The sequence below is a fragment of the Streptomyces sp. NBC_00286 genome, assembly GCF_036173125.1.
In the GTDB taxonomy this organism is placed as follows: Bacteria; Actinomycetota; Actinomycetes; order Streptomycetales; family Streptomycetaceae; genus Streptomyces.
The window spans coordinates 3296670-3309870 of record NZ_CP108054.1; the positions used below are offsets into that span (position 1 = coordinate 3296670).

The 13201-nt window shown below is 70.0% G+C and carries 16 protein-coding genes and 1 tRNA gene; 11 read left to right on the top strand and 6 right to left on the bottom strand.

Annotated features, from left to right (window positions below):
* Positions 1–58: 58 nt before the first annotated feature.
* Positions 59–424, top strand: coding sequence for a hypothetical protein (locus OHT21_RS14820; RefSeq protein ID WP_328768763.1), 366 nt, complete (start codon positions 59–61; stop codon positions 422–424).
* Between the two features lie 86 nt (positions 425–510).
* Here OHT21_RS14820 and rsrA read toward each other — a convergent pair whose 3' ends face one another.
* From rsrA to OHT21_RS14840, 4 genes are all read right to left on the bottom strand, one after another.
* A complete protein-coding gene (rsrA, locus tag OHT21_RS14825; RefSeq protein ID WP_328768764.1) occupies positions 511–825 on the bottom strand; it encodes a mycothiol system anti-sigma-R factor in 315 nt (104 codons plus the stop codon).
* Complete coding sequence (gene sigR, locus OHT21_RS14830; protein ID WP_328768765.1) at positions 822–1505, bottom strand: RNA polymerase sigma factor SigR; 684 nt, start codon at positions 1503–1505, stop codon at positions 822–824. The genes rsrA and sigR overlap by 4 nt, the downstream gene beginning before the upstream one ends.
* 289 nt (positions 1506–1794) lie before the next feature.
* Positions 1795–2439, bottom strand: a complete 645-nt coding sequence (locus tag OHT21_RS14835) for an alpha/beta hydrolase family protein (RefSeq protein ID WP_328768766.1) — start codon at positions 2437–2439, stop codon at positions 1795–1797.
* Position 2440: 1 nt separating this feature from the next.
* Entirely contained in the window at positions 2441–3256 is an 816-nt protein-coding gene (locus OHT21_RS14840) for an SOS response-associated peptidase (protein WP_328768767.1), read from the bottom strand.
* A gap of 50 nt (positions 3257–3306) precedes the next feature.
* On the opposite strand from OHT21_RS14840, the gene OHT21_RS14845 reads away from it, so the two are divergent.
* From OHT21_RS14845 to OHT21_RS14860, 4 genes are all read left to right on the top strand, one after another.
* Positions 3307–4029: a M50 family metallopeptidase gene (locus tag OHT21_RS14845; RefSeq protein ID WP_328768768.1), complete on the top strand. Its 723-nt coding sequence runs from the start codon at positions 3307–3309 to the stop codon at positions 4027–4029.
* Positions 4030–4121: 92 nt separating this feature from the next.
* Positions 4122–5438: a 3-phosphoshikimate 1-carboxyvinyltransferase gene (aroA, locus tag OHT21_RS14850; protein ID WP_328768769.1), complete on the top strand. Its 1317-nt coding sequence runs from the start codon at positions 4122–4124 to the stop codon at positions 5436–5438.
* Positions 5439–5454: 16 nt separating this feature from the next.
* The gene (rsgA, locus tag OHT21_RS14855) at positions 5455–6465 is read left to right on the top strand and encodes a ribosome small subunit-dependent GTPase A (protein ID WP_328768770.1); all 1011 of its coding nucleotides are present in this window, start codon (positions 5455–5457) and stop codon (positions 6463–6465) included.
* A gap of 132 nt (positions 6466–6597) precedes the next feature.
* Positions 6598–6921, top strand: coding sequence for a DMT family transporter (locus OHT21_RS14860; RefSeq protein WP_328768771.1), 324 nt, complete (start codon positions 6598–6600; stop codon positions 6919–6921).
* 190 nt (positions 6922–7111) lie between these two features.
* On the opposite strand, the gene OHT21_RS14865 is transcribed toward OHT21_RS14860, so the two are convergent.
* Positions 7112–7723: a TetR/AcrR family transcriptional regulator gene (locus OHT21_RS14865; protein ID WP_328768772.1), complete on the bottom strand. Its 612-nt coding sequence runs from the start codon at positions 7721–7723 to the stop codon at positions 7112–7114.
* A gap of 201 nt (positions 7724–7924) precedes the next feature.
* Between OHT21_RS14865 and hisN the strand changes: the two genes are divergently transcribed.
* The 6 genes from hisN to OHT21_RS14895 all read left to right on the top strand — a co-directional run bounded on the left by hisN (position 7925) and on the right by OHT21_RS14895 (position 12816).
* Complete coding sequence (gene hisN, locus OHT21_RS14870; RefSeq protein WP_328768773.1) at positions 7925–8725, top strand: histidinol-phosphatase; 801 nt, start codon at positions 7925–7927, stop codon at positions 8723–8725.
* A 172-nt stretch (positions 8726–8897) separates the two neighbouring features.
* Positions 8898–9290 carry a CBS domain-containing protein gene (locus OHT21_RS14875; protein ID WP_328768774.1) on the top strand — a complete coding sequence of 131 codons (393 nt, stop codon included), beginning with the start codon at positions 8898–8900 and terminating at the stop codon, positions 9288–9290.
* A gap of 135 nt (positions 9291–9425) precedes the next feature.
* Positions 9426–9842: a Fur family transcriptional regulator gene (locus OHT21_RS14880; protein WP_328768775.1), complete on the top strand. Its 417-nt coding sequence runs from the start codon at positions 9426–9428 to the stop codon at positions 9840–9842.
* Positions 9843–10049: 207 nt separating this feature from the next.
* Positions 10050–10817 (top strand): ABC transporter ATP-binding protein, encoded by a 768-nt coding sequence (locus tag OHT21_RS14885; protein WP_328768776.1) that lies wholly within the window; start codon positions 10050–10052, stop codon positions 10815–10817.
* Positions 10814–11686: an ABC transporter permease gene (locus OHT21_RS14890; RefSeq protein ID WP_328768777.1), complete on the top strand. Its 873-nt coding sequence runs from the start codon at positions 10814–10816 to the stop codon at positions 11684–11686. Before OHT21_RS14885 ends, OHT21_RS14890 begins: the two co-directional genes overlap by 4 nt.
* A complete protein-coding gene (locus tag OHT21_RS14895) occupies positions 11683–12816 on the top strand; it encodes an ABC transporter substrate-binding protein (protein ID WP_328768778.1) in 1134 nt (377 codons plus the stop codon). The genes OHT21_RS14890 and OHT21_RS14895 overlap by 4 nt, the downstream gene beginning before the upstream one ends.
* 66 nt (positions 12817–12882) lie before the next feature.
* Here the strand turns inward: OHT21_RS14895 and OHT21_RS14900 are convergent.
* Positions 12883–12956, bottom strand: a tRNA-Met gene (locus OHT21_RS14900).
* Positions 12957–13201: the final 245 nt, after the last annotated feature.

The following is a 13201-nucleotide window of genomic DNA, read 5'->3' on the forward strand; positions in this document are numbered from 1 at the left end:
CGATCGTAGTTGGCCGGACACCGACCGGTCAGCAGCACCGAGGAATTGGGGCAAGAGCATGAACATCGACACCGCGCTGAAGGAAGCCATGGCGGTGGAGGGCGCGATCGGCGTGGCCCTCGTCGACTACGAAAGCGGCATGTCGCTCGGCACGCTGGGCGGCGGCCAAGGCCTCGACCTGGAGCTCGCGGCGGCCGGCAACACCGAAGTCGTACGGTCCAAGATACGCACCCTGGCCTCACTGGCCATGGACGACGTGATCGAGGACATCCTGATCACGCTGGGCAAGCAGTACCACCTGATCCGGCCACTCACCAGCAGCAAGGGAACGCTCTTCCTCTACCTGGCACTCGACCGGTCCCGCAGCAACCTGGCGCTGGCCCGGCACGGCCTGAAGCGGATCGAGAACGGCCTGGAGGTCTGAACGGGCCGCGCGACCAGACCCGCTGACGTACACCGTGATCCCTCGGGGGTCACGGTGTACGCGTATGTACGTGGCGCGCCAGGAGGTCAGGACTCCTGCGGCGTCACCCGGGGCGTGGCCGTCACATCGTGGTCGGGGACGGTCTCGCCGGAGCGGATCATCTCGATACGGCCCATGACCTTCGACCGCAGATCGGTCGGCACGTCATCATGACCGCAGCACCGCTTGACCAGCTTCTTCACGGCCTCTTCGAGCCCGTACTTCTCCAGACACGGCGAGCACTCCCGGAAGTGCTGCTTGTACTTGTCGCGATCGGCGGGCGGAATCTCGCTGTCGAGGAACTCGTAGAGATGATCGAGGACCTCACTGCAGTCCGTCTCGTGCGGGTCTCCGCAGCTCATGAGCCCGAGCCTTTCGCTTCGTTCGACTCTCCGACGCCGGCCGGGACCAGTCCGCGCTCACGCGCGTAGTCCTCGAGCATGCCGCGCAGTTGGCGGCGGCCCCGGTGCAGCCGGGACATCACCGTACCGATGGGTGTCCCCATGATGTCGGCGATCTCCTTGTACGCAAAGCCCTCAACGTCCGCCAGATAGACGGCGATGCGGAACTCCTCGGGGATCGCCTGGAGCGCTTCCTTCACGTCCGAGTCGGGCAGGTGGTCGAGCGCCTGCGACTCGGCGGAGCGCAGACCCGTCGACATGTGCGACTCGGCACGCGCCAGCTGCCAGTCCTCGATCTCCTCGGCCGCACTGCGCTGAGGCTCGCGCTGCTTCTTGCGGTACGAGTTGATGAAGGTGTTCGTGAGGATCCGGTACAGCCAGGCCTTCAGGTTGGTGCCCTCGCGGAACTGGTGGAAGGACGCGTACGCCTTCGCGTACGTCTCCTGCACCAGGTCCTCGGCATCGGCCGGGTTGCGCGTCATGCGCAGCGCGGCCGAGTACATCTGGTCGAGGAATTCCATGGCGTCCCGCTCGAAGCGCGCGTTGCGCTCGGCGGTCGACTCCGTACCGCTGCCCCGGCCCTCGGGCTGCTCCGCCTGGCCGTAGTCGGTCCCTGCGTCGGTACCGGTGACCGGACCCACCTCCTCAAACGATGTCGTCGAACCGAAACCGGTCCCACTCGAATCGGAGGATAGACGACCTGTGGTCTGGGCGGCGCGCCGATTGGGTCCCCCGGCCGCCCGTACGGGGACGGTCTTTGCCGCATGCAGGACAGACCAGTCCAGGTCAGTTGCACTGCTGCGGTTCGGGCAGATGGTCGAACCCATGCGGCGGACTTCCTCTCGGACGAACGGTAAGTACTCGGTGTGAGTACTTCTGCCGCTCTCAACAGGGGCCGCTACCGCATCATTCCCGCCCCGTGATCCGGGCTTACGCGAGTGACGAAAGCCACTTCACGACCCCCTCGGTGAGGATTCCGAGCGCCTGCTCCTGGCCGATTTCAGCCCGCTTGGGCACTGCGAAACCGTGATCGCCGTACGGCACCTCCACGAGGTCGTACGGACCTTCCGGGAATTCCTCCGGCTTCCCGAACGGATCGTTGCCGCCCTGGACGACGAGCGTGGACACACCGGCCCCGAGCAGCTCGTCGGCGCGCGACTTCTCCGGCTTGCCCGGCGGGTGGAGCGGGAAGCTGAGGGCGAGGACGGCGGCGGCGCCCAGTTCCCGCGCCGTACGGCAGGCCACGCGGGCGCCCGCGCTGCGACCGCCCGCCACGACCGGCAGGCCGCCTGAGGCGAGCGTCTGCCAGGTCCCGCGCCAGCCCACGTCGAGCGTCTTCGGCGCGGGCGCCAGCTTCTTGCCCGCCACCCGCCAGGGCTGCTCGACGAGCGCGACGGTCACGCCGTGCGCGGGAAGCTCGGCGGCGAGGGCGCGCAGATCCCGCGCCTCGATACCGCCGCCGGCCCCGTGGCTCGCGGCGAGCACCAGCCGCGCCTGCTTCGCCTTGTGCCAGGTGACGCGGGCCGTACCCGCGTCCGTCTCCACAAGCTCTACGAGTTCGTTGCTCTGCCTCACATCAGAAGAGTGTGCCCTCTTCGGGCCCCTCCAGCTCCTTCAGCAACTCCGGGCCGTTGTTGCGTACGTTGCTGACCGCCGTGGAGACGGGGTAGGCGCGCATCAGGCCCGGCGGGGGCGGCTCGAGCAGGGAGCGCAGGTCCTCGACGTCCTTACGGGACGGGTCGAGCCAGGAGTCCCAGCGGTCGGGGGTGAGCATCAGGGGCATACGGGGGTGAATGTCGGCCAGCGCGTGCGGACCGTCGGCCGGGGCCACGGCGAGGGGCGACTTCTCCGCCTCGGTGGTGATGACGGAGCAGGTCACCCACCAGGACTGCGGATGGTCGTCGGGGAGCGTCTTGTCCCGCCAGAACTCGTACAGCCCGGCCATCGCGAAGACAGAACCGTCGGCGGGCAGCACGAAGTACGGCTGCTTGCGCGGCCGTTTCTTCTTGCCCTCGGCCTCCAGATCGCGCTCGGCCTTGCCGGTCACCCACTCGTAATAGCCGTCCGCGGGGATGATGCAGCGCCGGGATGAGAAGGCCCGGCGGTACGAGGGCTTCTCGTGGACGGTCTCCGCGCGGGCGTTGATCATCCGGGCGCCGCCCTCGGGCGTCTTCGACCAGGAAGGCACCAGGCCCCACTTGAGCCGGCGCAGTTGGCGAACCGGCTTCGGGTCTTCGGCGTCCTTTAGAGGACGGTCGAGTACCGCGTAGACGTCCTTGGTGGGAGCCACGTTGTAGTCGGGTTCGAACTGTTCCTCCGGCTCCCACTTCTCGACTTCAAAGATTCCTGCGAGATCCTCAGGCCTACGACTCGACGCATAACGTCCGCACATACGTGCCACACTGCCAGACTTGGCGCGACCAAGAGGAGACCTCCGCCGCAATGGACCCCACCGCAGCCACCTCCCTGGCCACCCTCTGGGACGAGGTTTTCGGCAGCCAGCCCGACCCAGACCTCTGGGTGGTCGGCGCCACCATGGTCGCCGCTCTCGCCGTGATCGTCCCGCACGGCCTGTGGCGGCTCTCGCGCAACGCCATCACCATCGCCCACGAGGGCGGCCACGGTCTGGTCGCGCTGCTCACCGGCCGCAGCCTCAGCGGTATACGGCTGCACTCCGACACCAGCGGCCTCACGGTCAGCCGCGGCAAGCCGACCGGTCTCGGCATGATCCTCACCGCGGCGGCCGGCTACACCGCTCCCCCGCTGCTGGGCCTCGGCGGCGCCGCGCTGCTCGCCGCGGGCCACATCACCGCACTCCTGTGGCTGGCCACGCTGCTCCTGGTGGCGATGCTGGTGATGATCCGCAACGCGTACGGCGCACTCACGGTGCTCCTCACCGGCGGCACCTTCGTGGCGGTGTCCTGGCTGACGGGCCCTCAGGTGCAGGCGGCTTTCGCGTACATGGTGGTCTGGTTCCTGCTCCTCGGCGGCGTACGCCCGGCCTTCGAGCTGCAGGCCAAGCGCAGCCGGGGCAATGCGGGCGACTCGGACGCGGACCAGCTGTCCCGGCTGACCCATGTCCCGGCCGGAATGTGGCTGTTCCTGTTCCACGCGGTGTCGCTGTGCTCCCTGATAGGAGGGGGCAGGTGGCTCCTGCAGGTCTGAAACACCGCGCGCGCCCCCATGGGGCGCGACCAGCCACAACGCACCCGCAGTCGTCAGACAACCGACCGAGCCCCTGCTTATAGAGTGGGTTCATGGCCCCGAACCCCGAGAACACCGCCCTCTGGCCCGCCCCGCACGCGAGCGGAGCCGTCGACGCGACGGTCCACGTGCCCGGGTCCAAGTCGGTCACCAACCGGGCCCTGGTGCTGGCCGCCCTCGCGGCCGAGCCCGGCTGGCTGCGCCGCCCCCTGCGCTCCCGCGACACCGTGCTGATGGCCGACGCCCTGCGCGCCATGGGCGTCGGCATCGAGGAGGGCGTGGGCCCGGACGGCTCCGGCGAGGCCTGGCGTGTCATCCCCTCCGGCCTGCACGGCCCGGCCACGGTCGACGTCGGCAACGCCGGCACGGTGATGCGCTTCCTGCCGCCGGTCGCCACGCTCGCCGACGGCCCCATCCGCTTCGACGGCGACCCGCGTTCGTACGAGCGTCCCCTGAACGGCGTGATCGACGCGCTGCGCGCCCTCGGTGCCCGTATCGACGACGACGGCCGCGGCGCGCTGCCGCTGACCGTGCACGGCGGCGGGGCCCTGGAGGGCGGCCCTGTGGAGATCGACGCGTCCTCGTCCAGCCAGTTCGTCTCAGCGCTTCTCCTGTCCGGTCCGCGCTTCAACCAGGGCGTCGAGGTACGGCACACCGGCTCGACGCTGCCCTCCATGCCGCACATCCGGATGACCGTCGACATGCTGCGGTCGGTCGGCGCCCAGGTGGACACCCCGGAGTCGGGCGGCGAGCCGAACGTCTGGCGGGTCACCGCCGGCGCGCTGCTCGGCCGCGATCTGACGGTCGAGCCCGACCTGTCGAACGCCCAGCCGTTCCTGGCGGCGGCCCTGGTCACCGGCGGCCGGGTCGTCGTCCCCGACTGGCCCGCGCACACCACCCAGCCCGGTGACAGGCTGCGCGAGATCTTCACCGAGATGGGCGGCTCCTGCGAACTGACCGACCGGGGCCTGGAGTTCACCGGCTCCGGCGCGATCCACGGCATCGAGGTGGACCTCGGCGAGGTCGGCGAGCTGACCCCCGGCATCGCGGCCGTGGCGGCCCTCGCCGACTCGCCCTCCAGCCTCCGGGGCGTGGCCCATCTGCGCCTGCACGAGACGGACCGCCTGGCCGCGCTGACCAAGGAGATCAACGAGCTGGGCGGCGACGTCACGGAGAGCGCCGACGGACTGCACATCCGCCCGCGTCCGCTGCACGGCGGGGTCTTCCACACGTACGACGACCACCGCATGGCCACCGCGGGCGCGATCATCGGTCTCGCCGTGCCGGACGTGCAGATCGAGAACGTGGCGACGACGGCGAAGACCCTGCCGGACTTCTCCGACCTGTGGACCGGAATGCTCGGGAACTGACGGGCGGACACGGACCATGCGCCGCTACGGCAAGCACACCGACGAAGACGACATCCGCACCCGCCCGGGCCGCAAGGGCAGCAGGCCACGTACGAACATCCGGCCCAAGCACGAGGACGCCGCCGAGGGCATGGTCCTCACCGTCGACCGGGGCCGGCTGACATGCCTCGTCGAGGACCGCGTGGTGTACGCCATGAAGGCCCGCGAACTGGGCCGCAAGGCCGCGGTCGTCGGCGACCAGGTGGCCATCGTCGGCGACCTCACCGGCAAAAAGGACACCCTGGCCCGCATCGTCCGCATCGAGCCGCGCACCTCGGTCCTGCGGCGCACCGCCGACGACGACGATCCGTACGAGCGCGTCGTCGTCGCCAACGCCGACCAGTTGGCGATCGTCACCGCCCTCGCCGACCCGGAGCCACGCCCACGCCTGATCGACCGCTGCCTGGTCGCCGCGTACGACGGCGGACTCGACCCCCTGCTCGTGCTCACCAAGTCGGACCTCGCCCCGCCGGACGAACTCCTTGAGCTCTACGGGGCGTTGGGTGTTCCGTATGTCGTGACCAGCCGTGCGGAGCTGGAGAGCGGGGAGGCCGTGGACCGGGTGCGCAAGCAGTTGGACGGCAAGATCACGGCGTTCGTCGGGCACTCGGGAGTCGGCAAGACGACGCTGGTCAACGCGCTCGTGGCCAAGGAGCGGCGGCGTTCGACGGGCGTCGTCAACGCGGTGACGGGTCGCGGGCGGCACACGACGACGTCGGCGCTCGCGCTGCCGTTGCCGGACGACGACGGCTGGTTGATCGACACTCCGGGCGTACGGTCCTTCGGGCTGCACCACGTGGACCCGTCCCGGGTCATCCACGCGTTCCCGGACCTGGAGCCGGGGACCGAGGGCTGCCCGCGCGCTTGCAGCCACGACGAGCCGGACTGCGCGCTGGACGAGTGGGTGGCCGAGGGCCACGCGGATCCGGCCCGGCTCTACTCGCTGCGCAGGCTGCTCGCTACGCGTGAGCGGCGCGAGGGCGACTGATGGCGGTGGACGGCGGCTGATCGCCGGTGACCTCAGTTTTGTTTGCATCGCCGCCACGACGGTAAAGGCATAATCGCACCAAGCGGGACCTTAAGCCAGACGAAGCGGTCACGGAGCGTGGGAGGGCATCACATGGCGTGGCTGCTGGTTGTCGTCGCCGGTCTCTTGGAGACGGGCTTCGCCGTCTGCCTGAAACTCTCACACGGCTTCACAAGGCTCTGGCCGACGGTCGCCTTCGCCATCTTCGCCCTGGGCAGCTTCGGCCTCCTGACCCTCTCCCTGAAGAAGCTCGACGTCGGCCCCGCGTACGCGGTCTGGACGGGCATCGGCGCGGCCGGCACCGCGATCTACGGCATGATCTTCCTGGGCGACCTGGTCTCCACGCTGAAGATCGTGTCGATCACGCTGGTGATCGTGGGAGTGATCGGGCTCCAGCTTTCCGGCTCGTCCCACTGAAGCGCCCCATAGGGGCGCGGGGCTGTGACATTTGCGGCTCCGCCGCGATGGGGGTCCCCCCCGCTCATGGGGGTCCCCCCGCTCGAGCGAAGCCGAGAGTGGGGGAGCAGCCGAGAGTGGGGGAGCGACCAGCCACGACGCACCCGCAGCTCAAACGGGCGCCTCAGCGGGACAACCGCTTAGAACCGGTTCAACTCACCACCCGCACGGTTGCGAGGGCGTCCCGAACCAAGCCGGCCGTACCGCCCTCCCCGGCGGGAGCCAGCACACAAGACAACCCCAGCCGCACCACCAGCTCACAGGCCCGCGCCAGCTCCGCCGTCTCCGACTTCGTCACCCCCACCGCCGTGAGCGAGGCAACCGCCCGGTCCCGTACGACCTGCACGAAGTCCCCCGGCGACGGCAACGGCCCGTCGGCCCGCCGCTGCGCCGGCACCGCGGAGGACGACGGCACGGCGGACAGTGTCGGAGACGGCAGCCGCTCGCTCCAGCACCCGGTGAGCACGGCCCGCACCAGCGGGTTCCCGCGAGCCGCCGAAGCGGTCCACTCCGCGATCGCCGCCAGCCGCTCGCGCGGCTCGCCATGGCTCACGAGAGCGCGCTCCACGCCGGCGAGATAGGCGTCGGCCTCCCGTCGTACGAGGGCCCGGGCGAGCCCCTCCTTGCTGCCGAACTCGTTGTAGAGGGTCTGCCGGGAGACCCCGGCCACGGCGGCCACATCGACCATCCGCACCGCGGACCACGGGCGCCGCGCAAGCGACGTATAGGCGGCGTCGAGGAGGGATTCCCGGGCTGCAGGCATCAGCGCCTCCCTGGGGCGATCGGCTCTGCCGCTCAGAGTTGACGCGGACGGGCGCACTGTCAAGGGTTCGCGACGGCATCGAGGGGGCGTACGTCGTCGCCGTGCGCGCGGGGGAAGTGATCACCGCATCGGCGGGGAGGTCCTGTGCCGAGCACCTGGACGGTATGGCCCCCGGCCGAAGTGGGCAGATACGGTGCAGCCATGCCCGACTACCGCGATGACCTGCGCCTCGCCCACGTCCTGGCGAACGCCGCCGACGCCGCGACCATGGACCGTTTCAAGGCGCTCGACCTCAAGGTCGAGACCAAGCCTGACCTGACGCCGGTGAGCGAGGCCGACAAGGCCGCCGAGGAGCTGATCCGCGGCCACCTGCAGCGGGCCCGCCCGCGGGACGCGGTCCTCGGCGAGGAGTACGGCGTCGAGGGCACGGGCCCGCGCCGCTGGGTGATCGACCCGATCGACGGCACCAAGAACTACGTACGCGGGGTGCCGGTCTGGGCGACCTTGATCGCGCTGATGGAGGCAGGCGAGGGCGGCTACCAGCCCGTCGTAGGCGTCGTCTCCGCGCCCGCGCTGGGCCGCCGCTGGTGGGCCGCGAAGGGGCACGGCGCGTTCAACGGGCGCAGCCTGTCCTCCGCGACCCGGCTGCACGTCTCGCGGGTCTCGCGGATGTCGGACGCCTCCTTCGCGTACTCCTCGCTGGGCGGCTGGGAGGAGCGGAGCCTGCTGGACGGCTTCCTGGACCTGACCCGCGAGGTGTGGCGCACGCGCGCGTACGGCGACTTCTGGCCGTACATGATGGTCGCCGAGGGCTCGGTCGACATCTGCGCGGAGCCCGAGCTGTCCCTGTGGGACATGGCGGCGAACGCGATCATCGTGACCGAGGCGGGCGGCAGCTTCACCGGCCTGGACGGCCGCCCGGGCCCGCACAGCGGGAACGCCGCCGCGTCGAACGGCCTCCTGCACGACGAGTTGCTGGGCTACCTGAACCACCGCTACTGAGCCCGATCCGAGGCCGGTTGAGGCCACCGGCGCTCACCGGAAGACAGCGCCCCCAAAAGCGCTCGTACACGCCCTCTTGTTGACTCCCCTTTTAACTGCGACTCTGAGAGTCCCCCCACTTGTGAACTTGTGAATCCGTTAACGAACGGATTCGTAGGAGGTGGCTCCGTCCATGCTCGTCCGCGACGCCATGAGCACGGTGGTCCTCACCATCGGACCCGATCACACCCTCCGGCAGGCCGCCGCGCTGATGTCCGCACGACGCGTCGGCGCAGCCGTGGTCCTCGACCCCGACGGCACCGGCCTCGGCATCCTCACCGAGCGCGACATCCTCAACTCCGTCGGCCTGGACCAGAGCCCGGACGCCGAACGGGCACACGCCCACACCACCACCGACGTCGTGTTCGCCGCGCCGTCCTGGACGCTGGAAGAGGCGGCGCACGCCATGGCGCACGGCGGCTTCCGGCATCTGATCGTCCTCGACCACGACGAGCCCATCGGCATCGTCTCGGTCCGCGACATCATCCGCTGCTGGGCTCCACTGCGGCAGCACGCACCGGCCTGAGCGACGCGAGCGGGCCGGAGCGCCATCAGGGATCCGGCCCGCTCGCGTCGCCACTCTGGATAACGTCCAAGTCGAGTAGTGCTCCAAAATCACACCCGTTCGGGATTGGCTTCACCGGCTGTTAGACTGCGCTTTATGAGTGACCTGTTGGAACGACTGCGCGGACGTGGCTGGCGCATGACCGCGCAGCGCCGCGTCGTGGCCGAGGTCCTCGACGGCGACCACGTCCATCTGACGGCCGACGAGGTCCATGCGCGCGCAGTCGCCAAGCTGCCCGAGATCTCCCGCGCGACCGTCTACAACACGCTGGGTGAGCTGGTCTCGCTCGGCGAGGTGATGGAAGTCGCCACGGACAAGCGCGCCAAGCGGTACGACCCGAACGCGCACCGTCCGCACCATCACCTGGTCTGCGCCCAGTGCGGCGCGATCCGCGACGTCCACCCGAGCGGCGACCCCCTCTCCGACCTCCCCGACACCGAGCGCTTCGGCTTCACGGTCTCGGCGGTCGAGGTGACGTACCGCGGCGTGTGCCCGAACTGCGCGGCGGCCTGATCCGCGGATACGGTTCCTCAAGGACGCCTTGAAGCCTTGGCACCCCATGGGTGCCGGGGCTTTCTGCTGCGTGCGGGCATCTCCGTGCGGACTTCGGCGCGCGGACTTCGGGCCTCGGACTTCTGCGCGCGGACTTCCCGAATCTGACGGGTCGTCATATCGTCGACGGCACCCACCAGTCCGTTCCGCACTCCGCGAGGAGACACCGTGGGAGAGCCGCACCCGAAACTCCAAGCCACTGATCTGAGCCGGACCTTCGGCCGGGGCCCTTCAGCCGTGAACGCCTTGGGCCCGCTGGACCTGACCGTCGCTCCCGGCGAGTTCGTCTGCATCGTCGGCCCATCCGGCTGCGGAAAGTCCACGCTCCTGCGGATCGCCTCGGGCCTGTTGCGCCCCAGCACAGGCGAGTTGGCGATCCGCACCACCAGCCCCCGCCCGGCCGCCATGATCTTCCAGGACTACGGCATCTACGACTGGAAGACCGTCCTCGCGAACGTCCGCTTCGGCCTGGACATCCAGCGCGTCCCGCGCCGCGAGGCGAACGCCCGCGCCCGTGACTGGCTCGAGCGCCTGGGCCTCGCGGACTTCGCCTCCGCGTATCCCGCCACGCTGTCCGGCGGGATGCGCCAGCGCGTGGCAATCGCCCGCGCGCTGGCCGTGGAGCCCGAAATCCTGCTGATGGACGAGCCGTTCGCCGCGCTCGACGCCCAACTGCGCATGATCCTCCAGGACGAGCTCCTGGAGCTCACCCAGACGACGCGCACGACCACCCTCTTCATCACGCACAGCCTGGAGGAGGCGATCGTCCTCGGCGACCGCGTCCTGGTGATGTCCGCGCGCCCGGGCCGGTTCATCGCCGAACGCCGCCCGCCGTTCCCGCGCCCACGCTCCGGCGAGGTCCGCTCGGCTCCCGAATTCACCGCCCTGAAGAGCGAGTTGTGGCAGCTGCTGCGCCCGGAGGCGGTGCCCGCATGAACACGGCCGTACGCAAGGAACGTACCGATGCGGCAGCCGTACTGGTCCGCCGCCCGGGCCCGCAGGAACTGCACCCCGTACGCACCCACCGCAGACGCCGCACCCTGGAACTCTCCCTCGCCCTCGCCGTGCCCCTGGTGCTGGTCCTGCTGTGGCAACTGGCCGCCGCCCAGGCCTGGATCGACGACCGGGTCTACCCGGCCCCCACCACGATCCTGGCCGACGGCTGGGACCGCGCGGCGGCCGGCGACCTGTGGCCGGATGTGTGGGCCACCCTCAAGCGCGTACTCGCCGGGTACGCGATCGGCACGGCCTCGGGCTATGCGCTGGGCCTGCTGATGGGCTCGCTCTCGCTGGTACGCGCGGCACTTGAGCCGCTTCTGGACGCGCTGTACGTCGTACCGAAGCTCGCGCTGCTGCCGATCTTCCTGAACATGTTCGGGCTGGGCGAGGGACCGCAGGTGGCACTCGTCGCGGCCACCGTCTTCTTCTTCGTGTGGATCTCCACGATGTCGGCCGTGATGTCGATACCGGCCGGGTACCGCGACGCGGGGCAGGTCTTCGGGGCCTCGTCCTGGCAGATGTTCCGGCATGTGCTGCTGCCGGCCTCACTGCCCGCGGTGCTGGTGGGTGCGCGGATCGCGGCGGGGGTGGCGGTACTGGTCATCGTCGCCTCGGAGCAGATCGCCGCGGCGAACGGTCTTGGCCATCTGATCTTCGACTCACGGGCGCTCTTCCAGAACGACGTGATGTTCGTCGGGATCGTCTGCGTCGCCGTACTCGGCGTCGTGTTTTCCGAACTGGTGCGGATTCTGGGGCGGTTGCTCACTCCGTGGGCGCCGCGCGACCGGGGGCGGGGGCAGTCATGAGGCGTTTCGCATGCGGTGCCGTGCTGGCCGCGGGTGCGCTGCTGGTTTCGGCGGGGTGTGCCGCCCAGGACTCCGGGGAGGGCGCGGGGGCCTCCGAGCCGCGCACCATCAAGGCGGTGCCCGGCTGCGGGGAGGGGAGCTGGACGGATCCGGCCGGCCTGGCGGCGGACCGTGCGCCCGCGCGCTGCACCAAGGGCACACCGGCAGCAAAGCCCTTGAAGGAGCGCCGGAAGCTGACGATCGCGACGGGCACGCTCAGTGCGGAATATGTGGCTCCGCTTCAAGTGGCGGTGGCGAAGGGCGAGTTCAAGAAGGAGGGCCTGGATGTCACGCTGAAGGTGCTGCCGACGCCGGACGCGCTGCCGCTGCTCGCGAAGGGCGACATCGATGCCCAGTGGGCCGCTCCCGAGGCCGCCGTGATCAACGGCGTCAACAGCGGCTTCGACATCAAGTGGGTCGCCGGGAACTTCTCGCCCGACCCGAAGTCGAAGAGCGGCCTGTGGGTGCGGCTGAAGGACGGCGAGAGCGCGTCGCACGTCCCGATGGCCGACCGCAAGCTCGGCACGATGATCGGCAAGGGCTCGGTCATCGCGTACCCCATGAACCAGGCCCTGAAGAAGCACGGCGGCGGCCTCGACAAGGTCCAGTTCCAGGCACTCGGCTCGGCCGACGTCCTCACCGCCCTGCAGAACGGCGGCGTCGACTCCGCCTGGCTCCTCGACCCGGTCTGGCGCAAGGTCGACGGCGACGACCGCTACGCCTTCCTCGGCGGCCAGCCGCCCGGCGAGCCCCTGGGCGGCATGCTGTTCGGCCCGAACCTGCTGACGGAGGACGTGGACGCGGGGGTCGCGCTGCTACGGGCGTACATCCGCACGATCAACACGTACTTCGCCGCCGACTACAAGAAGGACCCCGCCTTCGTGGCCGAGCTGGCCAGGCTCATGAAGACGGACCGTACGGTCCTGGAGTCGACGCCCTCCCTCCGCATGGACTGGGAGATCCGCGCGGGGACGACAAACCGCCTCCAGTCCGCGTATCGCGCGGCAGGCGTGTCGGAGGGCGACCCACTCCCGGAGTCCCGCCTGGTCGACCGCGCACTGTACGGGGAGGCGGTGGGCCACCGGCCGTAGCCGCACTCGCTCGCAAACAGGCCGGAGGGCCGGAACCCTTTCGGATTCCGGCCCTCCGGCCTTCAGTAGCGGGGACAGGATTTGAACCTGCGACCTCTGGGTTATGAGCCCAGCGAGCTACCGAGCTGCTCCACCCCGCGGCGATGAACTGAACACTACGTCAACACCGCCGACCAGCGCAAATCGCTTTACGGGCGGCCGGCCCGCGGGTCTGCGGGCGCCACGCCCGCCGGTCTGCGGGCGGCCGGCCTGCCCGTCTGTGGGCACCCGGCCCGCTGGTCTGTGGGCAGTCGTTCCGCAGGGCGGAACGGGTGGGCACAGACCACCCACCGGCCTGCACCCGCCCACGAAACCCAAAGTCCAGCGCCCCCAAGGCGAACAGTTC

What these genes read in the sequence shown, in the direction of transcription:
- rsrA (WP_328768764.1), bottom strand. Translation starts at nt 825, where the DNA reads ATGAGCTGCGGAGACCCGCACGAGACGGACTGCAGTGAGGTCCTCGAT.
- OHT21_RS14890 (WP_328768777.1), top strand. Translation starts at nt 10,814, where the DNA reads ATGAACACGGCCGTACGCAAGGAACGTACCGATGCGGCAGCCGTACTG.
- OHT21_RS14865 (WP_328768772.1), bottom strand. Translation starts at nt 7,723, where the DNA reads ATGCCTGCAGCCCGGGAATCCCTCCTCGACGCCGCCTATACGTCGCTT.
- OHT21_RS14860 (WP_328768771.1), top strand. Translation starts at nt 6,598, where the DNA reads ATGGCGTGGCTGCTGGTTGTCGTCGCCGGTCTCTTGGAGACGGGCTTC.
- hisN (WP_328768773.1), top strand. Translation starts at nt 7,925, where the DNA reads ATGCCCGACTACCGCGATGACCTGCGCCTCGCCCACGTCCTGGCGAAC.
- OHT21_RS14820 (WP_328768763.1), top strand. Translation starts at nt 59, where the DNA reads ATGAACATCGACACCGCGCTGAAGGAAGCCATGGCGGTGGAGGGCGCG.
- OHT21_RS14875 (WP_328768774.1), top strand. Translation starts at nt 8,898, where the DNA reads ATGCTCGTCCGCGACGCCATGAGCACGGTGGTCCTCACCATCGGACCC.
- OHT21_RS14895 (WP_328768778.1), top strand. Translation starts at nt 11,683, where the DNA reads ATGAGGCGTTTCGCATGCGGTGCCGTGCTGGCCGCGGGTGCGCTGCTG.
- rsgA (WP_328768770.1), top strand. Translation starts at nt 5,455, where the DNA reads ATGCGCCGCTACGGCAAGCACACCGACGAAGACGACATCCGCACCCGC.
- OHT21_RS14840 (WP_328768767.1), bottom strand. Translation starts at nt 3,256, where the DNA reads ATGTGCGGACGTTATGCGTCGAGTCGTAGGCCTGAGGATCTCGCAGGA.
- OHT21_RS14880 (WP_328768775.1), top strand. Translation starts at nt 9,426, where the DNA reads ATGAGTGACCTGTTGGAACGACTGCGCGGACGTGGCTGGCGCATGACC.
- OHT21_RS14845 (WP_328768768.1), top strand. Translation starts at nt 3,307, where the DNA reads ATGGACCCCACCGCAGCCACCTCCCTGGCCACCCTCTGGGACGAGGTT.
- aroA (WP_328768769.1), top strand. Translation starts at nt 4,122, where the DNA reads ATGGCCCCGAACCCCGAGAACACCGCCCTCTGGCCCGCCCCGCACGCG.